The sequence below is a fragment of the Alkalihalobacterium chitinilyticum genome (assembly GCF_029028005.1).
GTDB lineage: Bacteria > Bacillota > Bacilli > Bacillales > Bacillaceae_F > Alkalihalobacterium > Alkalihalobacterium chitinilyticum.
In genome coordinates this window covers 96,918-119,484 of record NZ_JAOTPO010000015.1, presented here as the reverse complement: position 1 = coordinate 119,484, position 22,567 = coordinate 96,918, and the positions used below count along the sequence as shown (strand labels likewise).

Below are 22,567 nucleotides of genomic sequence, written 5' to 3'. Positions count from 1 at the left end.
ATTTTAAACTTCATATAAGAGCTTCCTCCTTAAGGTTGAGTTTTAGAGTGGTGTCTATACTCATATCTTACTGAGGGGCTCTATTTTTTTCAAAGTCAAAATTAACGCACTACAGGAATGCTGCGCAACAAATGATGTATCTCACTTGAGTGAGTATGAAAACAATGAATTCCTGACTACAAGAAAAAAATCATCTAATAATGAAAGTAGGGTTCTACATAAAATGTTGGGGTAAGATACCGCGCTCCTCTTGGTGACTTTTGAAATTTGTGGGAGGCACACCCTCACAAATTTCAAAGGCTTCCTAGTATTAAAACATTTCCATTCACTTCAAATATTGGCGATAACTATGGGAATAGACCTACCCTATACATCGCTATCATTAAATACTGACTTTATTTTCATCTTGCTCTTTATAACTATTTAATTGATTAAATGAAGGTAAGTTCCATGCAATAATACAAGGTATAATGGTTAAGGCCCCTAATAACATGAACAAAGATCTAAATCCAATAAACTCAGCTATAAGAGCACCAATTATTGCTCCTACAGGAATTCCGATTCTAGCAAGTAATCCTCTTACAAGAAATACCCTACCTCTTATGTTAGCAGGCACTCGTTGCTGGTACAATGTCGTATTATTAATGTTAAAAGTAACAATAAACAAACCATATAATAGTATTAAAGAAAAAGCCAAGTAGAATTCTGATACACTTCCTATCCACATTAAACAAAACCCTGAAAGTGTAAGTGCTCCTAACATGATAAGTTTCAAACTCCCAATCTTCCTCAAGTGTGATACTAACAACGACCCTAATAACATGCCAAAAGCTACCCCGGAACTAATAAATCCATACTGGAGTGAATTACCATTCAATACTTCAAGTACAAAAGGTAATAACATTGGTTGTGTTGCTCCTGAACCCAAATTAACAAAAAAAATCAATCCGGCAATCCATAAAAATAATCTATTTTGTTTAAAAAAATTTAACCCTTCTTTAAATTCACTAAACCAACTGCTTCTTTCTTCAGTTACCCAACTTCTGTTTTCTTTTGGAACAAATAGTAACATAACTCCAGAAAAGGTAAGTACTATTATCAATGTAAAAATTACTGTCTCCGGTTTAAAAATTCCTATCAACAAACCTCCTAAGGAAGGTCCAACAACCATCATAATTTGTAAAACTGACTCTAATGTAGCATTTGCCTTTAATAAATTCTTCTCTTTAATGATTGAAGTTAAATATGACATGCATGCCGGTCTAAATAACGGTTCTATCAGACCAAGTAAGATAACAACGATGTAAAGTATTTCTGCGGTTAAATTGCCACTAATTAAACTGATAAATGGGAGAACAAATATTAATGCTTTCATCCATTCAGAGAAGATCATAATATACTTTTTATCGTATCTATCAAGGTAAGGTCCCGAAATAATATGACAGATTATCATTGAAGTAACATATACAAACCAGATAGTTCCCATTGCAAAAATTGAACCCGTTAAATCATAAAGTAACCAGGACATTATAAATACAGAGAACGTATTGCCTAAACCTGAACTCCCTTGTCCAAATACAATTAATAAAAATGATTTATTTTTAATCAATTCATTCATTGTTAACTCCTTTAGATTTTTTACTAGAGCGAAACAACTTATAGCTGCTGAACTTTGGAAGGTCTTAAGAAATCGAAACAAACTTAAAAAAAGAGTAACCTTATGTCATTTTTACAAAATCAGGATAAATAGCTGCAATGTCAATTCGCTTTTCAAAAGTTAGGACCCACAAATATATCTAATATAAGGGATAACCATCAGGCCATTATTATTGCCTGATGGTTATCCCCCAACAATACAACTATATTAGAATGTAGGCTTAAATTTTAGACCTATCTAACAAACCGACCTCTTTGCCTCAATAAAACTCTATTTAAATTTTCATGCTTTTTAAATGGTTCCCTACCATGTAACCAGAATAGATTATTTAACACTACAAGTTCCCCAATTGGAATATGGAAAGATACACAAGCTTCTGATTCTTCTAGCGAATTAAACATTTCTTTAAAATACATGGCTTGTTCCATGTTTTTAGGTTTAATGTTTTGTTCAGCATAACAAATACACGTTGACCCATTGTGTTCAAAAAATGTAGGACGGTATTGAGGTGCTTCCACATTTTTACTCTTTGCTCCTTGTCTTTTGACATTTTCTAGACCTAGTGGATTTTCACTAAAGATCTTCTGGTCTTTCCAATCATCTATATGAAGCAGTTTAGAATTTCCTGCTTCTGCATTTTGTTCATCAAGTTTCATCATTAATAACCATTCAACGATATCAGCTTCATATGCGCCGTCAGAATGTAAATGTAAACTCTTATACGCTGATCTCAGGTACGTATCACTATCATCTGTATGCTTGACCGCAAACTCTGCATAGTAATTTCCAGTCATTGCATCAAACATTGGTTTACCTACACAATGTGTAATTGCTGTTGATAATTTAATGAAGTTGGTTTTATTACTTAATTCGCTATTGCCATTTAAAGAAAACCCGCCGAAATATCTATCTTTTAGAATGCCAGTTAAGACGGATGCAAAGTTATTACCAATTAACTCATCAAGTTTATTCGCTAAATAATATCGTTCAAATTCCACATATTTAAGTCTTTGTAAATCAATTTTTTCGACCTCTGTATAAAATATATCTAAAATTTCTTCGTTAATAGTAACTAATAATAAGCGTTTATGCTGAGGATTTACTTCGACTTTGAAATTCTGGTTACTCTGAATATGATTAATGAGTTGAGTTTGTTCAACTGTTTTCATCTAAATAACCTCCAATGATTAATATGGGTTTTAGGTATTAGGACGTGTACAAACTAAACAAAAAATTCTATGTGGGATGATTAAATTTTCTTGAAACTCATCTTTAAGTAATTTCTGAAGATCAGCGTCAAAATTTTTCACGCTGCTTTCTGTTAGGCTTGCACCTACACCTGCACTAGCTCTAACTCTGCCTCTCCAAGTATCATGGCTAAAATTTACATCTAAATCAAATGTAAAGGTTTCAATATTTCTATAACCTGCCTCTGAAACTTGTGTTAACCAGGCCGGATACATTCCATTTCCTCCGTCCCCGGTCCATTTAGGGTTATATAAAAGTATTAATTCTTCAGTTTTAGAGACTACATTATCTTTAATAGGTAACCAATCCAAATGTAAAATAATTAATTTCCCATCTTCTTTTAGAACCCTTTTGATCTCATGTAAGACTTCTGTGCTATTAAACCAATGCCAACATTGCGCTGCAGTAACAATATCAAAATGGTTATCATCAAAAGGTAATTTTTCTGCTTTCGAATTAACATAATTGATTTTTAAACCATACTCTTGATCTAATATTCTCGCTTCATTTAAAAGTTCTTCGGATATATCAACGCCTGTAACTTCTAAACCTTTTTCAGCGAATTTTCTACCAAGAAAGCCTGTACCTGTACCAATATCTAGTAAAGATTGTCCTTTGATTCCCACTCCCCAATTTTGAAGCTTAATAAACAACTTGTCTGGATACTGCACTCTATACTTACTGTAATCATTTGCAGTTAATCCAAAATCAATATTCATGTAGAACCCCCCATTATGGTCTGTTAGTTACAGTTGTACTTTCAACTTCAAAGATTACCGTTTCCCTATACCTTCTTGTATTTTCTAATGCATCTTGCCCTGTCGTTCCACTACACATAATCATACCTAATCTATCCCAAGAGCTTTTTAGAGTAGTAACTTCACCACCAACCTCTACAAATTGTGCAGTATTTAAAACTTCAGGTTTTAGTTTGACGTCATCTAAACCTTTTATAGCTTTTAAGTAGCCGTTTTCAAGAGTTGAGAGGAAAGTTATAGCAACACCTCTATTTTCCTTTGGGTTAATGTGAGTTTCTTCATTTGAGTAGATATCCAGCATAGCTGTATAAGGACAAAAATCATAAGCTAATTTAATCATCTGAAAAATGTAATCACCTGGAGCCCTTCCTGCACACTCTATTAGATAAGGTGTCTCATTAACAATTATCCATTCTGCATGTAAAATACCAGTTTGAATATCTAGCTGATTTATTAAACTTTTTATGTTTAATTTCAATTTATTATTAAGGTCTTCTGGAAAGTTACCTGGTAGATAGTGTCCAATTTCTACTGGGAACTTCCCATCCATCGTTTCTTTAACTGTCACATTAAAAAATTTAATATTTCCTCTACTTACAAGAACCTCGACACTAATCTCTTGGCCAGTTAATAATTCTTCTACGAGAAACTCCTCTTTAATATTACGTTCAGTAACATGGACCCCTTCGTTAAATCCTCGAGAATGTTCCCACGAAGTTTCAATATCTTTCTCGTCGTAAACCTTTATAACCCCGGCACTTGCTTGTCTATTAGAGGGCTTGATAACAATGGGACCTTCAAAAAATTCTCTTACCTCATCTATATTAGATACTTTTTTATACCTAGGTTGAGACACCTTAGTTTTTTTCATCATTTTCCTTAAAGAATGCTTGTTAGTTAATGTATTAGCAGCTTCTACACCAAGGTTAGGTAAATTTAAAGTAGAGGCTACATAGCTTGCAGGAGCTACGGAGTACTCTAATCCTGGTATAATAACATCTGCCTTAATACTGTTTGCATAATTAATAATCTGGTTTAATTCATCTTTCTCTTTAAATTGATATTCTAATAGTTTAACTTCCTTTATATTAGGATAGTCACTTTGTGACATCCGTTTGTTTTTCCACAAATCTGGTTCTTCGATTACATAAAGATTTATTTTACTTATATGATTTAACGTTTCAGCCCATGACTTATTCAAACCTATAAGAAGTACGTTCATAAATTCATCTCCTATATAATTAGAATTAGACCTTCTCTAATACTTTTTGTTCATCAGTAACACCTGTACGTCTTATAAAGTAACAAATTTGATACAACCTAATAGCAACGATTAATGCTTCTTCTGTAGGAGCATTTCTTTTTAAATTCTCTAGGAAACTCTTTAATTCTTTTTCGTTTAATGGCAAATAAGATTGAATTTCTTTTATATTTAGACTTTCAAACAGGTCTTCCAGCTTATTATGAAGGAAATATTCTTTTAGATTTAATCTTAAAGGTCTTTTAGGCGTATTTACTAATCTATCACTTAATATAGGCTTTAATTCAGCCCTTAATAAAGGCTTAGTACCTTTTATATCACCTATACTTATATTACTCATAAGTATTTTTGCCTTTGTGGGGACATCTCCATGTAGAAATGGAACTCGTATTTCAATAGAGTGAAACATGCTAGTATTATCTATTCTATTTAATAATGGCCTTAAACTAACAATTCTTTCAGCGGCTAACAATTGATTTATCAACCCAGTTTCATTTTCAGCAAAATCATTTAGCTTTTGTTCAGTTATTTTTTTTGTGGAATGTGCACTCTCAATCATATTTTCTACTAGTACAGTGGATTGCTTATTCAAGTAAAAATTAACAAAGTTACTATCTTGCTTTTCGATAAAGTCTAGGTAACTTTGGTAACCCAAAAAAAGTTCATCGGCTCCTTCGCCTGATAAGACTACTTTTATTTTTTCTTTAGAAGCCATTTCAGACAATAAATAAGTGTAAATACTACTCATAGGGAAGCAAGGTTCTGATGTAATGTTCAAAACCATAGTAAAAGCATTATTAATATCATCATTACTTGGTCGGAGAGTATAGTGTTCCCAAGTCTTCCAGGACTCACCCGGCAAGTTTAGATCATTTAAGGACTCTACCCCATCTTCTCCTAACAAGAGACTGAATGTTTTTATATCTTTGACTTCATTCTTTGCTAATATGAATGCAATAGCTGTTGAATCAATCCCCCCACTTAGAAAAAGACCAAGTGGTTTCTTAGTATTTGCACACTCTAGCACCGCATCTCTTAAAGAGTCTAATAAGGAATTACCATTATTAATTTCTTCGGTTTTAGGTGTTTTATTAATAAAACTGTAATTAATAATTTTTTCCTCTTGCTGAATTTTTAGAATTTTGTCCGTTGGAAAAGAGTAAATATCATTGAACATTGTATTATTATCTAAACTCATACCTATAGAGAGATATTCAAAAAGCAACTGTGGAGATATGCTAATTTTTTTGTCATTTTGATTAAGCCCGAAAACTTCTGAGCAGAATCTAAATTCTTTATCGCCTTTTAGGTAATAAAGTGGTTTTATACCAAAGTAGTCACGGTTTATATATGCAAAACCATTATTTAAATTAAAAAAACAGTAAGCAAACATACCATCAAAATGATTACTTAAAGGATTTTGTTCCAAGCATTCCAATAAGATTTCCGTATCTGTAACATCCGAATTTGGTTGTAAATTATAAATTTCCCCGTTATAAACAATTCCCCAATTGCTTAAATTGTTAATTAAAGGTACTGGTATTGTTTGTGGTCCTGTAATTGAAAGTCTTGTTCCCCCAATTGAGTAGCTATTATTTTGTAATAAACCTAATCCATCAGGACCCCGCTTTTTCAGTTTTTTTATTATTGTGAAAATATCATCTAGACTGGCCTTTTCTCGTGAAAATATACCTATAATTCCACACATTTTGCCTCCTCCTTAAAAGTAAAGGATATACTTGACAAAGCATTTTCCGCATTTTCTAGAGCCTCTTGACCATTTTTTCCAGTGGTGATTGCATAAGCAATTCGGCCAGCATTTGAGTCAATATCGGGCATAGGAACATTTAATGCTTGAAATACACTTATTTCTTTTAGCCATGCAGGATACTCTGCCACTGAGGATTTGACATCAATTAAAACTCCATTTTTTTTACTAGGTTGAAATCTGATAGCAGCACCTTGTTGATACTTGGGTGTTATTTCATCAAGACTTATACTTTCATCTAAAGCTGTTTTCCCATAAAACTTGTATAGATTTATTCCTAGCGACAAATCAATTAGATCGACTATACAATCACCAGCAAGTCTAGGATTTACTTCAATAATTATCGGTCCTCTATTTGATAGTTTGATTTCTGTGTGAGCGGCGCCATAATTTAAGTCTAAAGCAGTACATGCGTTTATTGTGAGCTCTTTTACTTTTTCAATAATTTCTTTTGAATGTCTAGAGGGGGTACTGTGGCCAATTTCAACAAAAGTATTCCCTTCAGTAGTAATCTTATCTGTGATACTAATAACTTTATGTTCTCCACGAATGAATATAGTCTCAACACTTATTTCCGGACCTTCGATATATTCTTCAATTATTACTTTTCCTATTGTTGATTCATTTACTGCAATTTGAAAAGCCTTGCTTATTTCTTTAGCATTACCAATTTTACTGACCCCTGCACTTGCAGAACGGTCAACCGGCTTCAATACCATATAGTGCCATTCCTTTAATGGCTCAATTGCTTCATTGGGAGAGCTTATTTCCATCCATTTTGCAGTTGGTATATTGTACATGTCAAAACACTTCTTTTGCAAAAGTTTATTCGTGGCAATTTTAGCTATATCTTTATTTAGAAACGGAAGTTCCAAGAGTTCCGCCAGTATTGCAGTTTGAACTAAAGCTGAGTCATTGAAAGTTAAAATTCCATCTGGTTTACCAACTCTACAAAGAATAATTTTATGCAACTCTTCTAAATTATCCAGATCATGGATAATAACCTCATCAGCAAATCGTAATGACTGATTTTGCACTTTATCTACAACCACAATTTTCCAACCTAACCTAAAGAACTCTCTGTAAGCTGGCATTCTAAGTGGCAATGGATACCCAGATTTTATAACTAACAGAGTTTTCATTTTTTACACCACCTATTCTTCTGATTAATTCGAAAACACCAGACTAGTATTGGACTCAAAAAGGCTTTGGTTATAATCAGGTGATAAGACTATATTGGTAAACGAACCTTTACCAGAAATATAGTGGTAAGAATGCTCTATAAATGCAGGAATAAAAACTGTAGTAGGACTGTGTACAATATGTTCTTCACCATTCATTTGTACACAACATGTCAGACCTGTTCCATCCGCATTCTCTCCCCAGAATATAAAAGCACTATCACAATGATGAGTATGTTTATCAACATGTTTTTCAGTACTATTCTTTATATCATCAAAAAACCTTTGAATAACATAAAAAGAGGCTTTGTTGTCAACTCTTGAATCTAAATGAACCCAACGTATCCCAGGACCATCAGTATGATACTTTAGTTCCGAAGCCCCCTTTATAAATGGTTTTTTTATAGAAGGTTTAAAGGGAAGCTTGGCTTCTGAAATAGTTGGTCTTTTATCTTTTAGAACTCTTTCTCGACCTACTAGCTTAGGATCAAAGGGTTCATATGTTGCCGGATTACTTTGAACCGCTTTGACATGATAAGCCGAAGTATGTGTGAAAACATTTTTTCCTATAATTGGTCTTGTGTCATCGGGTTTATATCCTGTTGCTAATGAAACGGAATTTGTTAACTTTCCGACTAACGCTAGATTAAAATTATTACTGTAACCAAATTTAGTTAAAGCTGTAGCTAACTGTATTAAATCTACAATACCTGCCCTTTCACCTATTCCCAAAACTGTTGTATCAACAATATCGACTCCACAATTAATTGCTGTTAGTGCATTTGACAAAGAGAGACCTAAATCATTATGTAAATGTATCTCTAAAATACACCCATATCTATTTTTTAGATATGTAACAAGTTTCTTACAAGTTTCAGTGTTAAAAATTCCAACCGTATCAGCTATACTAATACAATCCGCACCAGCATCAAGAGCAATCTTTACAATATTATCAATGGTCGGGTAAGGTGTTCTCGAGGCATCCTCAATTGTAAACCTAACTTTTAGATTAAGTTTTTTTGCTTCTTCAATTGCTTGTTTTGTTTTCATAGAGACATAAGATATGTCGTTTCCTCCAAATTTATTCTCTAGTGATATATTATTAAATGAAGCCCAAATACCAATCCAATGCGCTCCTGTTCTCTTTACAGCTCTTACTTCCTCTAGATTAGCTCTGGAATGCATTAACAATTCAGCTTTACTAGAATTTAGAACTACCTCTCTACAGATATTCTCATCTTCCAAGGAAATACCAGGATGACCAACTTCAATTATATCGACTCCGAATTCTTCTAGTAATTTCATTATATAAATTTTATCTTCAACAGAAAATCTTACCCCTGACTGTTGTTCACCTTCTCTTAATGTTGAATCTAAGATTTTAATAGGTTTATTCATATAACACCTCTCCGACTTGGATTATTTTTGGACTTCTACTTTAACCCTATCATTGTAGTCCCTAATAATACTTACGCTAGACCAACTATTAAACAATAGCCGGAGATCATTTTCATAAAAACGTTTTTCTTTACACCTATTTCCATACCAAGCTATTAAGTCTTCTTTATTAATATTTCCATGAGGAATTAAAGCGTTTTCAAGAATTGGTTTAGCTTTTGAATAATCCATAGTATTACTATCTTCATCCCAGAAATCTATAGATATTTCATTATTCTTAGCAAATTGAATTAGTTCATGGTCCATTGGATACATTCCTATCTTTACAGTAGACTTCATTTTGCCGTTATCTTTTAAGATGTTATACAAATTCTCTTGGAAACGATTTGCTTCATCTTGATCGAACCTATTTATTAGAGTATCGGAACAGATTAAATCATAAGTTTCGCCCCAATTTTTAAAATCGTTTACGACATCTTGATTAATAATTTTTGTTTGTGCTGAAACATAGTCGCGCAGTTCATTACATATTCTAGAGGAAAAATCAACAACCGAAACTTTAGCTCCCACTACTTCCATAGCATTTATAAGGTCAACCGTTGTTCCACCTATAATTAAAACACTGTTAGTCTCAGTAACATTTTCTGTATACCAATCTAAAGTGTCACTTGATGGTTTGGCAGTATCCCTTCCTAACTTCCAAAAATTTAATCCTACTGAGTCCCATGCAACTTGTTTCATATATACCTCCCATTTCAATAATCTACTTTCTAACTAGGCTTTTTTAAATAGTCCAAATGTGTTAATAATGATTACCTAAAGAGATGAAAAGACTAATAAACACTTGTGGGTTGACACATGTTACCTTCGAAGACTAATTTACCGAAGAGTCTGAAAAATATAGGTAAAATTTTTTCATAATAGTATTAACCGTGGATGTATGGTGGTCCATCTGTTTTATGCTCATCTCCAGCAAATGAAGAAATGGAGAACCCAAATAGGGCTACAGTTACTAATGACAAAACTAATAATTTTTTCATAGATATCCCCCCTTTTTAATATTATTGCACAGTTAAAAAATTCCTGAATTAGGAGGTAATCTTAATTTTTAGGAGAAAATTTGGTATTATCTTAAAAAAGATCTTTTTTCCTTATTTCGTGATTAACATATTAATAGGGAGGTATTCTGTGGAATATTTATTAGGAGATAGAATTAAAGATTTACGAGAGCATTTGAAGATGTCTCAGAGAGCACTATGTAAAGATATCTGTACACAAGGACTTATAAGCAGAATAGAAAACAATACAGCTATTCCGACAGCCCCATTATTACACCAAATTGCAATAAAACTTGGGGTTGACTCAAATTACTTTTTTGACGATATTTCTAGTCATGGTTATAATTATGTGAAGGAAGTAATGAATACTATAGATAAACATATAGGAAATTGTGAATATCAAGAGGTAATGAATATTGTAAAACAGGAAAAAGTAAATCCTTTATTCAATAAACGGCATTTACAACAGTACCTTTATTGGAGAGAAGGAATTTGTACTTACTATTTACATAAAGATAGAGAAAAAGCGTTAGAATTACTAAATAAATCCCTTTATATGGGGACATTACAAAATCAATACACAGAAACCGAAATTGACATTCTTGCGTCACAAGCTATTATATATAGTTTGTCTGGTGATTTGGAGCATGCAGCTGAGATTTATAAATCTTTACTAAGAAATGTTGACTCACTACTTTTCGTCCGAGATAAACGCCTAGTAATCCGAATTCTTTATAATGCAAGTGTCAATTCTTATGAGCGAAAAGAATACGAGGAAGCACTTAAGTATATTGATAAGGCTTATAATACCTGTATTGAAGAGGATCAGCTTTACTTATTTGGTCATATCCTTTTTCAAAAAGGTTGCGCCCTCTTTCGATATGATCCTTCAAAAAGAGATACGTGTATAGAACTCTTAAAAGAGGCTCTTTGGATCTATGAGTTAAAGCCCGTCCCTGAATTTATTGCTTATCTAAAAGAAGAAATGAAAATTATGACGAAAAGTTAATCATAAGCTGTTTTATAAGATTTCGGCCTTAACCAATAATTTTATAAAATATAACAAAAAATTACATAGACTTTCACTGTTAGGGTACAGGGGAAACATTGATTTAAAGGTGAATGATATTTATAAAGCAATAGAGAGTCCAATCGATGGGGATTTAACAGCTAGTAACTTTGGAAACGTAATTTATAATAATAAACAAAATATTCCCGATGATGAAATAATTTAGGTTGAATAAGCATTAGAATAACTAATATAACGTATATTCAGACTTCCTAAATCTTTTGTTTCTTTCTCTATTACTGCCCTTTTAGTCGTTCTGACTAACAAAAAACGTTTTAAAAATTATAAACGTTGATTAATGATTAAAACAACAAAATTGTTTTTAAGATTAATTTTAGTAACTAGATAAGTAGTGCAAATTGACTGAACATAATAAATATAGCTATCCTTTAAAAACTGGAGATACTGTTATATATAAAACCAATATGTTAGATAAAGAAGTACAAACTTTGCCCGTATTCTCTAATCAATATCAGTTTTATAAATATTTTCACGACAGAGGATATTGGTTAGAGATAGATTTAATCATGAAAAAGGCTCCGAAGTAAATGTTCTTTAATAATATCAATACTTTTTCTGTTTCATAAGAAGCAAGTTTTATGCAAAAGATGAATCATACAAAATAATTATTTTCATGTCTTGAAAGAAAAAAGTTACATTAAGGATTTATCAAGATTTGACCACTTTCTTATGCCACTATCATTCCTACGATATCGGCCTTAAACCCTCCCTTCTTGTTAGATCTTCATAGGTTGGGACCTTATTTAGTTTTATATATTCTTCATTGTCTCTATCCCAAGTGTAAAACTCCAGAGATAAGCCATTAGTAATCAGAATATTATTGGCTCCAAGTATCTCATCATATTTTCTAGCCTGTTCAAATACAGCATTTGTAATGGGTATATGGTTGGCCTTACATTCTATAACTAAAACTGGTACATAATAACCTTCATTATCTTCAGCATAAACAACAATATCAGCCCTACCTTTTTGTTCATTATTAAAGAAGTACATACTATCCTCTAATCTAATCACATCTTCTATTAAAGGAACTTTCATCTCTTGAAATAAAAATTGTATAACTTTCTGTCTAACAATTTCTTCAGGTTTAGCTTCAAGTAAAGTACGTCCATGAATCGGATGCGTAAAAAGCTTCCGTTCTGTTTTTATGGTTGTATAAATTTTGGGAAGCATATAATTTTTCCAGTTAATTTTTATGCTCATGTTCTCCCTCTCCTTGCATAGAGTATTATTACCTTATTGCCACATATTTTATTATTAGTTATTATTAATAAATGCATCATTTTTTAGAATTTTTCTTTTTTTTAAAATAAAAGAGTTTTACCTGACAGCTGGGAATCGAACCAGCAAGGGTTACTACATTTTTTAGCTTTTAGAAATCAATATAATTCAAGAAAATCATAAATTAGTTTTTTTAATGTGATTGTCCTGTATATTCATATACTATTTGCCTACTCTAAACAGTACTGTATTTTGTAATAAACAAGTGCTGTTCTTGAAAGGAGAAAATGGTAATGAGGATTATTGAAAAATGGGTATTGTTGAAATTAAATTAAATTGTCTTAGAATGCTTAGTTTATTGGATAATAATGAAATTTACACTAAAGAACATGCGGCTAAAGAAATGAGAAAAAACATTAAACTGTTAGACGAAATGGAAATGGACATAGAGTTGTGCGAATGAAAGAAAGCTTGTTATTATACTCTACAGTAGCAGTACTTCCTGACAATATGAGAAATCGACCTAATATCAAAATCCCCTTCTAAAAAAACTAAGCTAAAAGTGATAACATTGGGATCTTTTATAAATTGACCACATGCATTACCATAAAAAGTCCACATTTAATCTTAGAAAAAGTATTTTTCGTTAATTAAAGCTCATTAATTCAACCTATTTTAAGCCCTATTAACGTATTTAAGATACTAAAGCGTAGAGGTTAAATTTGTTACGTCCGGCGATTTCTGGCGACAACAACCTGCTCCTGACGGATTAATGCAGGTTGTTATCCTCTATTCCACACAAAAAGGCAGAGAAGAGTATTTAGTCTCTGCCTTCCTCACAATTATTCAAATGTAGAGGCCATTAAAAATAAGTTTTCAACAACTTCTTCACTTGTATCTGGTGTGTATACTACATTAACACTGTATGTAATATGATCTTCAATTTTTACTAAAAAATGTCGAACGAACTCTTTACCGTTAAGGTGATTATCATGGTTTCCGTATTCCGCATACGTTCCTTCGATTTTGATATAATAATCGAACTTACCATCGAATAACGGTTCTTCCGAAAGATCCATTTCAGTCACCGAATATTCTGCATCTTGCACAGGGTTCGCATATTCTAGCATTTGCATCGTCGTTGTTTTTTCTAGTTCTTTATCTATAGGAGTAGTAACAATTTCTCCCTCCACATTGGTTCTTACCGACATACCAACATATAAACCAGCTTCTCCATAGGGATGATCGATGATAGCTTGCGTTAGTTCTTCACGTGCTTTTTCACGGTTTTCTTCAAATTCTAAGAAGAACTCCTCGGGTTGATCTTCAAGCTCCCCTTCAATTTCTGGCATAAAATCTTCTAAACTTAAATTAGGTTGGATTCTAGCAGAAGTCTCACTTTGTTGAAGATGAATATCTTGACCATCCATGATGGTAATCGATTTACCAAATTCTAATTCATACGTTTGTCCTTCATAAGCATTACTTGAAGTCTCTTGCTGAACCTCTTCCTCTTCTACTGGTTCGGCACTCACCTCACTTACATCGTCGTTCGAACATGCTGCTAATCCTGTAATCAACACAGATGATAAAACTACATACTTCCATTTTTCCATACCAAAATACCCCTTTTTTATGTAATATATCCTAGTTCTTTATTACTCTAACAAACATTCTATATTAGGTCAAAAAATGGAGAGTTGCTTCAGAAGACTATGGCTATCTGATCACTTCTTCCTCGGAAAAAATTCCGAACTTCTCTTACAAGCGTAATCCCCATCTTCTCTAATGGGACCTTGGGCTTAGTTCTAATTCTTCCATTGGATGTACCTCTATATATCCCTTTTTAACAGAAGATTTTAGTAAACGGGATAAAAACTTATGAATACTACTGATGGTTTTAGGAGCATATCCTTTACGTTTCAACTCAGCATAAAATTCGTTAATAACATCCCCCGTTATTTCATGCAGGTACCTATCACCCAAAAAAGGAAGGATGTGTTTATCTAAATAGAAACGTCGATTTTTAAATGTCGATGCCCTAACACTTCGATAGTAGTCTACCTCATACCATTTGATCGCAAATTGACGAAAAAGAATTAACTCCTTCTCTGGTTGCTGCTGAACAGGAAGGAACGGGTAATCTTTTTAACGATGCTTATCGCACTAACGCATGCGATTGTTCAAGAAGAGCAGTAGCTTTATCATAAAAAGGCGTTGTCAATATGGCAGATCATGATGAGGATGTATTGGAAGATTTTAAGTTCTTTTCGAACTGTAGGGGATCTATGTTTTTCTTTTCGCATTTTCAATCTTTTTGTTTCTTTTTTCCTTTTTCTTTTTCAATACTCTCCATGGATGGCTGTGGGATAGTTTTTGGCCACTCACTCACTTTCACTACCTTTTTCATTCATCACTTCACTTCTATATTTTTTTCTAGAACGTTCTTTCAAGTTTTTATCACACTCCGTTCAACGACACCCTTTATCATTAATAGTGAAAATGCGCTATATTAAAAGCCTTAGTGTTGTAAATTTGTATTCTCCTGACTGTACCCCCTCTTTATTTGCGCTGAAACGTTAGCTATAAGTGTGTTTCAACGTATTTTCTAAAATTATTCTGGAACAGTTGCAGACATGATCCCCAGTTTAATGTTTAAATAATGGCTTATTTTGTGCAAGAACGTGATAATTCGCTCCAAATTAATTTAGTATTTTAACTTTTTACTTTAATGAAATTGGTATTTTTAATATTTATATCTTAGTAGTTTTAAAGAACATAATTTGAACCGAGTAAATGTAGGGTTTTTATGTAATAAAAATCCAGTTAATTACATTAAAACAAAGTGAATATACCAATAACTATTAATACGATAATTAGTAAATTTTTCATTTCATATCCACCTTTACTTTAGATGTCTAGTATATCTAACATTTTATTAACCTATAATGAGTCACAAATTACTAGTTGTCGTGGCGAAACGGTTTTTTTCTTAAATTCTTATTGGAGTTAATAACAGCTGATAGACGCTATAAGACTTATAACTCGTTCTTATAGTATGAAATGAATAATTGTCCATCCTTTCCATGTTTTTATAATTGTTCGAACGCGTTTAATAATATAGACACGAAAATTATAAAAAAGGTTCCCGATTTGATAAAATTTTTTTTATTTAAGAAAAATTCTGGTCTTAAAAAATAAAGACCATGCTATTTGCATGGCCAACATTTCTCCTTAGATATGTTCAGTGTAATAATAAGTATCTAAAGATTTTAATGTATCAGCTATCAGTGGTAAGTAAACTTTTACTGCCGTGGAATTACTAAATTGACATCTAAAGAACAGACTGCGGATTAAAGTTTTTATATTTGTTTTAAGACGATAAGCTTCCTCATAACGATCATAATGAACAGAAGCTAAGTCGTCGATCCAGACATTAAATTCAGTTTCCGAAATGATCTCATTATCTAAAATTCTAATTATGGCGTTAACCGCTCTTTCATCTTCCTCATCATGAAAAACGTAATCAAAAGTACGAAACTTTTTACCAATTCGATGGAGTATGATTAATTGCTCCTCTTTTGCTAGATATGGAATAAGGTGCACGATTGTATCTGAAGCGTGTGCTAAAGAATGGGCCCACCCCTTAGAAGGAACATGTCCTCGTAAATCTATTTCTTTTTCAAGGTATAGTATGGATTTCTCTTTTACCACATCAATATCTTCGGTACTTAAAAATTCCCTATCCAAATTCACGTAAAGAATAGGAGCAATGAGTAACATTGAAAAGGATCGCACAAAAACGGAATCGGTGCCTCTCTCCCCTATCTTAAAGAAAAGGTGTTTGTCATCTAATAATGCATTTAATAATTTTTGAAGCTGTTCGTTAGAAATTACTGCTTTTTGAATCCAGGTGGCTAATGTAGAATAAATTAATTCGTCTCTCAGTTCTTGATCGGTAGAACCTATATTTTGAAGGGCTTCGGCAACGATTTGATTTATATTGGTGTCAGGGTAAGGTAAGTATTTATTCTCTTTAATTTCACGTAGTTGTTGTTTTAGCATCTGTTTCATTCCTTACCTCATTATCCACACAATTCTTACAAGTTCGTTTCCATTCTTTTTCTTGTGTGATAGACGAAGTGATAAAGTCGATTAACGTTCTTTTACCTGCCGATATAGGTTCAGCAATTCCTAAGAGTACTCTTATTGATTCCATACAAATCAAGGACGCTACCATACTGATATTAGGTGCAATGGCTGCGTTTGTATTTGTTAATTTAGTTGTTGCTTCAAATAATGCTTTATTCTGTTGAATGATCTCTGAATAATAACATTCTGTACAAGGACTGATATGAGGTAGTACAGTAAAAAATTGTCCCAGAGTTACTCCTGTTCCTCCTGAGATATAGGGAACATTTTTCTCAAGACAATATTTGTTAACCCATAAGATAATGTCAACTGGAGGTGAATCAGCAGCACATATCACTAAATCTAAATCGGAGGTAATAATTTCCTCTAAGTCACTTTCACATGTAATTTTTTTATTAAATGTATGGAAGGAAATATTCGAATTAAAATCCTTTAAACGACTAATACCTACGTCTGTTTTGTTTTTTCCTAGTTGTGATTCAGAATATAATACCTGCCTATTTAGGTTTTTAAGTTCTACTACATCATAATCAACTGTCACAATATGCCCAACACCTAGTCCGGCTAATTGGTAAAGGACATTACTCCCAAGCCCTCCCATTCCTAAAACCAGAACTTTAGCATGGATTAACCTATTCTGAAAGTCATATTTAGAGTCTGTAAGACTACTAAAAGCAGAGAAAAAGTTCATATTACTTCGGTATCTATCAATTTCTAATTGGGACTGTTTTGATTGCTGATCAATATCACTATTCTCTAAAATCCCCATGTCGTCTAAGGCTTCTATAGCTTCATTGACTTCTTCTAATGATATTTCAGGATAAGTGTTAACTAAGGATTTATGAATTTCGGGAATTGTAAGTTCCCCTTTTAGTAACGGAAGTAGATTATCAAAAAACTGCTCACTATCGTCAATCTCTACAGCAAAATGGGGTTCATCCCCAATTTGGTACATAGAATTCTCCTTAATGATTGGATAAATCGCCTTTACAGCTGGTTTCATTTTACTTACCTCCCAAAATTTATATTCTCTAACAATATTTTTATATTATATAAAATATTGACAATTTACAATTGTTAAAATAAAATAGCAATTGAACATCGATGTTACTTTATTTAGTAAAGGTGGTGTAAATTATGAAATTAAAAGTTAAAAAATTGAAAGCGGTTAAATTACCTATGTTCCGTTGGCAGACATAATTTATAGTTAATCTATAAGGAAAAAACCTTCAACAATACTCTTTTGTCGAAGGTTTTTTCTCTAATAAGGATGGTTCGAAAAATGGAAAAAATAAACTTAAATGAAGAAATAAAAGGTTCGTCCGTATTTAAGATTCATCCCTATAAATTAAATAAGGATGGAGAGGACTATATCTTAGGCAGATTAGATACAAACGATTATGTATCGCTCTCAGAAGATGCATATGCCATATTAAAATTACTAGAAGATGGTGCGAGTATTAACGATATTTTACATAAGTATCAAGAAGATCAACTGTCATTTGAGGATGTAAAAGAATTTATTATTTCACTCGTTGAGTCTAATATTGTACATAAATTGGATGATCACGTTTTATCTTCAACAAATACTGTTAAAGAAAATAGCGAACCTAAACGATCCAGGCTAGCGGAATGGTTATTTAGTAAAACTGCATGGGTGTTCTATGCCGTTTCATTGGTGTTAGTTCCATTGTTAATGATAAATGAGTCTTTAAGGCCAAAACCAGAAGATTTATTTTTAAGTAATTCCGGTGTCATCACCTTTTTTACAATTATCATCGGGACTTGGATTACGGTTTTTGTTCATGAATTTGGGCATGCTGTTGCAGCTAAAAAAGAAGGAATCGGAAGTAAGATTACTTGGGGATACCGCTGGATTTTTTTAGTCATTGAAACCGATGTTACGGATATTTGGTCAATTAAACGAAACAGACGTTATGCGGTATATTTAGGTGGACCCGCATGGTCAAATGCCATGATATTAGGCTTATTATTAATCCAATTAATCCCCCTACCTGCACTAATGATTGATATATCTAAATTCTTTGTTTTATTAATATTACAGTCCTTAATTTTTCAATTCTTATTCTTCTTACGAACAGATCTGTATTATGTATTAGCGAATTATTTACGCATTGATAACTTAAATGAATTATCTAAATCACTGTTCCTAAATCTAGTAACAGGTAGGATTAAAAAATTAAGAAAAGAAGTAACGAATTGGTCGAGTTGGGAGAAAAAATTAGTTAGTATCTATACTTTTATCAATGTGGTAGGTACTTCTACTACACTTATTCTATTCTTGGCGATTAATTTACCTGTCGTTAAACTTTATATTGAAACAGCCATTAATAAGATCTACTATTCTGAATTATTCTCGTATGAATACTGGGATGGAATAGCATTTGGAACATTTTCATTGAACCCATTTTTTATACTTTTGGTTTATTACAGTATCGATTTGTACAAATATGTAGTGGCTAAAAAAGAACAAAAGTGGACAGTTTAGTCAGGAGGGATATTAAGATGGAATTAAAGAAAGGGTTTCTCCTTATTATCTTGATTAATATTGTCATCGCATTATTACTTATCGTTTCCTCAATTCTTTTTCATCAAATTTAATTATTGGCATATTGACGCTCCAACAGTTTAGTATGTACTTCTTTGATAATGAACAAAAAGGTAGGGCTGATATTGTTGTTTATGTTGAAGATAATGAAGGTTATTATGTACCAGTTTTAGACCAATCATATATCCATTACGAATCTTGTATTTGAACAGGCTAGAAAATATGATGAGATACTTGGAGCCAATAATATTCTGATTACTAATGGCTTATCTCTGAGTTTTACAATTGGGATAGAAACATTGAAGAATATATAAAACTAAATAAGGTCCCAACCAGTACGTCTATGAGTCGGATGCGTAAAAAGCTTCCGTTCTGTTTTTATGGTTGTATAAACTTTGGGGAGTCTATAATTTTTCCAGTTAATTTTTATGCTCATGTTCTACCTCTCCTGAATAGGGTCTTATCTCCTTAATTCTCTACAGTAGTAGTAAGAACTGCTGTTACTGTAGAAATACTTAACTGTACAAAAGAATATCCCATTAATTTCTTTAATCCGATTTTAAGTGATACTATTTATCATAATCAAGCATGAACTGACTAGTTTATATTCTTTATACTATATTGATAATATGAGAAGTTGACCTAATAACAAAATCTCCTTCTAAAAAACTAAGCTAAAAGTGATAACATTGGGATCCTTTATAAATTGACCACATGCATTACCATAAAAAGTCCACAAAAGTTCACATTTAATCTTAGAAAAAGTACTTTTCGTTAATTAAAGCTCATTAATTCAACCTATTTTAAGCCATATTAACGTATTTAAGATACTAAAGTTCACTGGCAGCGTAGAGGTCAGGGGTTCGAGCCCCCTATGCTCCACCATACATAAACGTTGATATAACAGGATTTCTTCACTTTGAAGGGATCCTGTTTTCTGTTGTTGTTGGTCGTGGTCACAACATAACGGAGAAGTAGTTGTATTTGTAAAGAAGTTGTTTTCCAACTAATAATCATAATATTTAAGCATCACCGTTTCTTTTAAAACTCAGTTGTTTCCATAAGAAAAAGTATTGTTTCATACAGCGAAACAATACTTTTTTACTTTACTACTTATGCTTTATATTTTCGAAATTCGCCCTGAAGCTCATCGGCTAAATCTGATAAGGAATTAGCCGATGATGTAATTTCCTCCATCGAAGCCAATTGTTCTTCAGAAGCTGCTGAAATTCTCTCTATACTTGCCAAACTATTTTGCGCAATCGTTGAAAACTCATCTACAACTTCAACCGTACGCAGGGAGTCCTGAGAAATTGAATTAGACAAAATAGAAACCTCTTTAACTTGCTTAGCTACTTTATGTGCTGCCTCTTGAATCTCTTCGAATAACTGCCCAGCATTATTGACGCTTAGGATTCCTTCCTTCACTTCACCTGTCGCCTTCTCATTAGCTTTTATCGCCTCATCCGTCTTACTTTGGATCGTTCGAATAAGACTTGTAATTTGTTTCGCATTAGCAGCTGACAGTTCAGCTAATTTGCGAACTTCTGAAGCCACGACAGAAAATCCTTTTCCATGTTCCCCTGCACGGGCTGATTCAATAGCAGCATTCAGTGCAAGCAAATTAGTCTGTTCTGATATATTCGTAATAACACTAATGATTTGCCCGATTTCTTGAGAATATTGACCTAATTCAGATATCGAATTTCCTAATCCTTGAACAGATTCACTGATATCACCCATTTTCTTAACTGCCGTTAGGATTGATTGCTCTCCTTCAGATGATTTCTCCGAAGCAAAATTTGCCTGAGTAGATGAGGAGTCTGCATGCTCAACTATATTACATATTCTTTCATTCATATTCTTCATAGTTTCTGAAAGTTCATTCACGATATTAACCTGTTCATCTACACCTTGAGAAATATCCTCAATCGAATTAGAAACAGATTCCGTTCCTAGTGTTGTCTGCTCAGCGCTCGCTGTTAGTTGTTGTGCTGAACTAGATAGATGATTTGATGAATCACCAACTGAGTTAAGAATAGAACTAAAGGAATCTAACATTCTATTAAAACTAGCACCAACGATACCAATTTCATCTTTAGAACGAATATCTGCACGTACAGATAAATTCCCTTTACTTACTTTTTCAGATAACTCTTTTAAGTGTTCTAACGGTCTTGTAATTGATTTAATAACAAAGTATGCAAGTGCTACCCCTACAATAATGGCGGCAATAATGACACTCAAAGTAATATTAAAGATAGGAGCTGCACTACGTTCAATTTCTTCTTCACTTATTGTACTTCCAATTGTCCACCCTGTTAGTTCATTTGTGACAAAGTTACTTCTCATACTTTGACCACGAAGGTTTACATAATCAAATTGACCACTATCACTAGCTAGAATATTTACGCCCCAGTCCGCTTCCAACGGTTCACCAATTTCAAGTTCTGGATGTACAACAGGCACGTTGTTCTCATCAAGTATAAAGACGAAACCTTCTTCACCTATAGTAATCGTAGATATAATATCTTGAAAATCAGTTAAATCCATTTGTAATCCAATAACTCCTGATAAATCACTAGTTGCCTTCGAAATAGTGACGACCATCCGTCCTGTTGAAATGGCTATGTATGGTTGGGTAATGTTCACAGCACTTGTATCAGCCATCGCACCTTCATACCATGGTCGAGTTCGAGGATCAAAGCCTTCTGACTCTGGTCCAGGATTTGGCTGACGAATCATCTCTCCTTCAAACGTACCTAAGTAAGCAAAGTCTAGCTCAGGATGATTCACTACATAACCATCTAATATTTGTCGTACTTTAGGACTTTCCCAACCATCGTATAGTTCTTGACTAATTAATTTTGATAAAAAATCAGCTTCAGCCATCTTACTTGAAACCATTTCATTAACTTTTTGATTAACTATATTAGTATTTTCCATTGCTCCATCCATCATTTGATTCTCTAATGAACTTTTGGCAGATTGATAGGATATTGTCCCTATAACAAGAGATGGAATAATTAGGAGTAACAAAAAAGTAAATAGTAGTTTGTTTTTTAAATTCATTGCGTTCTCCTCCCCTAAACATCAACACAATTACTAATTTCCAGTAATCACATTTCTATATAGGACTATTTTACCTATTAGAACTCAAATAATATGTGATGAATCTCACACTTCACAACTTTGTCGAGTTTTCT

At 32.8% G+C, this 22,567-nt stretch carries 16 protein-coding genes; 2 read left to right on the top strand and 14 right to left on the bottom strand.

Translation table 11 applies throughout. The annotated features are described in order from the left end of the window. Positions 1-382 precede the first annotated feature (382 nt). The 8 genes from N7Z68_RS18760 to N7Z68_RS18725 form a co-directional block, all read right to left on the bottom strand. The gene (locus tag N7Z68_RS18760) at positions 383-1,618 is read right to left on the bottom strand and encodes an MFS transporter (RefSeq protein WP_275120004.1); all 1,236 of its coding nucleotides are present in this window, start codon (positions 1,616-1,618) and stop codon (positions 383-385) included. Between the two features lie 272 nt (positions 1,619-1,890). Continuing rightward, on the bottom strand, positions 1,891-2,826 hold the full coding sequence (gene glaH / locus N7Z68_RS18755; protein WP_275120003.1) for a glutarate dioxygenase GlaH: 936 nt from the start codon (positions 2,824-2,826) through the stop codon (positions 1,891-1,893). A 30-nt stretch (positions 2,827-2,856) separates the two neighbouring features. Then, on the bottom strand, positions 2,857-3,624 hold the full coding sequence (locus N7Z68_RS18750; protein ID WP_275120002.1) for a class I SAM-dependent methyltransferase: 768 nt from the start codon (positions 3,622-3,624) through the stop codon (positions 2,857-2,859). 13 nt (positions 3,625-3,637) lie between these two features. Continuing rightward, positions 3,638-4,885, bottom strand: a complete 1,248-nt coding sequence (locus N7Z68_RS18745; protein WP_275120001.1) for an ATP-grasp domain-containing protein — start codon at positions 4,883-4,885, stop codon at positions 3,638-3,640. Positions 4,886-4,910: 25 nt separating this feature from the next. Continuing rightward, positions 4,911-6,632, bottom strand: coding sequence for an asparagine synthetase B family protein (locus N7Z68_RS18740; RefSeq protein ID WP_275120000.1), 1,722 nt, complete (start codon positions 6,630-6,632; stop codon positions 4,911-4,913). Further along, positions 6,617-7,834, bottom strand: coding sequence for an ATP-grasp domain-containing protein (locus N7Z68_RS18735; protein ID WP_275119999.1), 1,218 nt, complete (start codon positions 7,832-7,834; stop codon positions 6,617-6,619). The genes N7Z68_RS18740 and N7Z68_RS18735 overlap by 16 nt, the downstream gene beginning before the upstream one ends. 24 nt (positions 7,835-7,858) lie before the next feature. Further along, positions 7,859-9,271, bottom strand: coding sequence for a LeuA family protein (locus N7Z68_RS18730; RefSeq protein WP_275119998.1), 1,413 nt, complete (start codon positions 9,269-9,271; stop codon positions 7,859-7,861). Positions 9,272-9,292: 21 nt separating this feature from the next. Beyond that, on the bottom strand, positions 9,293-10,012 hold the full coding sequence (locus N7Z68_RS18725) for a class I SAM-dependent methyltransferase (protein ID WP_275119997.1): 720 nt from the start codon (positions 10,010-10,012) through the stop codon (positions 9,293-9,295). Between the two features lie 447 nt (positions 10,013-10,459). Between N7Z68_RS18725 and N7Z68_RS18720 the strand changes: the two genes are divergently transcribed. Beyond that, the gene (locus N7Z68_RS18720) at positions 10,460-11,338 is read left to right on the top strand and encodes a helix-turn-helix domain-containing protein (RefSeq protein WP_275119996.1); all 879 of its coding nucleotides are present in this window, start codon (positions 10,460-10,462) and stop codon (positions 11,336-11,338) included. 765 nt (positions 11,339-12,103) lie between these two features. Here the strand turns inward: N7Z68_RS18720 and N7Z68_RS18715 are convergent. The 5 genes from N7Z68_RS18715 to N7Z68_RS18700 form a co-directional block, all read right to left on the bottom strand. Then, positions 12,104-12,622, bottom strand: a complete 519-nt coding sequence (locus N7Z68_RS18715; protein WP_275119995.1) for a type I restriction enzyme HsdR N-terminal domain-containing protein — start codon at positions 12,620-12,622, stop codon at positions 12,104-12,106. Between the two features lie 860 nt (positions 12,623-13,482). Then, positions 13,483-14,256 (bottom strand): hypothetical protein, encoded by a 774-nt coding sequence (locus N7Z68_RS18710; protein WP_275119994.1) that lies wholly within the window; start codon positions 14,254-14,256, stop codon positions 13,483-13,485. 169 nt (positions 14,257-14,425) lie between these two features. After that, positions 14,426-14,740 carry a tyrosine-type recombinase/integrase gene (locus N7Z68_RS24395; protein WP_373323197.1) on the bottom strand — a complete coding sequence of 105 codons (315 nt, stop codon included), beginning with the start codon at positions 14,738-14,740 and terminating at the stop codon, positions 14,426-14,428. A gap of 1,134 nt (positions 14,741-15,874) precedes the next feature. After that, a complete protein-coding gene (locus N7Z68_RS18705; RefSeq protein ID WP_275119993.1) occupies positions 15,875-16,714 on the bottom strand; it encodes a DUF2785 domain-containing protein in 840 nt (279 codons plus the stop codon). Beyond that, on the bottom strand, positions 16,683-17,795 hold the full coding sequence (locus tag N7Z68_RS18700; RefSeq protein ID WP_275119992.1) for a ThiF family adenylyltransferase: 1,113 nt from the start codon (positions 17,793-17,795) through the stop codon (positions 16,683-16,685). Before N7Z68_RS18700 ends, N7Z68_RS18705 begins: the two co-directional genes overlap by 32 nt. A 279-nt stretch (positions 17,796-18,074) precedes the next feature. Here N7Z68_RS18700 and N7Z68_RS18695 point away from each other — a divergent pair, with 279 nt between their 5' ends. After that, a complete protein-coding gene (locus N7Z68_RS18695) occupies positions 18,075-19,301 on the top strand; it encodes a PqqD family protein (protein WP_275119991.1) in 1,227 nt (408 codons plus the stop codon). A 1,173-nt stretch (positions 19,302-20,474) separates the two neighbouring features. Here N7Z68_RS18695 and N7Z68_RS18690 read toward each other — a convergent pair. Next, positions 20,475-22,433 (bottom strand): methyl-accepting chemotaxis protein, encoded by a 1,959-nt coding sequence (locus N7Z68_RS18690; RefSeq protein WP_275119990.1) that lies wholly within the window; start codon positions 22,431-22,433, stop codon positions 20,475-20,477. Positions 22,434-22,567: the final 134 nt, after the last annotated feature.

Bases quoted from the DNA above. Each gene is read 5' to 3' on its own strand.
- N7Z68_RS18760 (WP_275120004.1), bottom strand. From the start codon at position 1,618: ATGAATGAATTGATTAAAAATAAATCATTTTTATTAATTGTATTTGGA.
- glaH (WP_275120003.1), bottom strand. From the start codon at position 2,826: ATGAAAACAGTTGAACAAACTCAACTCATTAATCATATTCAGAGTAAC.
- N7Z68_RS18750 (WP_275120002.1), bottom strand. From the start codon at position 3,624: ATGAATATTGATTTTGGATTAACTGCAAATGATTACAGTAAGTATAGA.
- N7Z68_RS18745 (WP_275120001.1), bottom strand. From the start codon at position 4,885: ATGAACGTACTTCTTATAGGTTTGAATAAGTCATGGGCTGAAACGTTA.
- N7Z68_RS18740 (WP_275120000.1), bottom strand. From the start codon at position 6,632: ATGTGTGGAATTATAGGTATATTTTCACGAGAAAAGGCCAGTCTAGAT.
- N7Z68_RS18735 (WP_275119999.1), bottom strand. From the start codon at position 7,834: ATGAAAACTCTGTTAGTTATAAAATCTGGGTATCCATTGCCACTTAGA.
- N7Z68_RS18730 (WP_275119998.1), bottom strand. From the start codon at position 9,271: ATGAATAAACCTATTAAAATCTTAGATTCAACATTAAGAGAAGGTGAA.
- N7Z68_RS18725 (WP_275119997.1), bottom strand. From the start codon at position 10,012: ATGAAACAAGTTGCATGGGACTCAGTAGGATTAAATTTTTGGAAGTTA.
- N7Z68_RS18715 (WP_275119995.1), bottom strand. From the start codon at position 12,622: ATGAGCATAAAAATTAACTGGAAAAATTATATGCTTCCCAAAATTTAT.
- N7Z68_RS18710 (WP_275119994.1), bottom strand. From the start codon at position 14,256: ATGGAAAAATGGAAGTATGTAGTTTTATCATCTGTGTTGATTACAGGA.
- N7Z68_RS18705 (WP_275119993.1), bottom strand. From the start codon at position 16,714: ATGAAACAGATGCTAAAACAACAACTACGTGAAATTAAAGAGAATAAA.
- N7Z68_RS18700 (WP_275119992.1), bottom strand. From the start codon at position 17,795: ATGAAACCAGCTGTAAAGGCGATTTATCCAATCATTAAGGAGAATTCT.
- N7Z68_RS18695 (WP_275119991.1), top strand. From the start codon at position 18,075: ATGGAAAAAATAAACTTAAATGAAGAAATAAAAGGTTCGTCCGTATTT.
- N7Z68_RS18690 (WP_275119990.1), bottom strand. From the start codon at position 22,433: ATGAATTTAAAAAACAAACTACTATTTACTTTTTTGTTACTCCTAATT.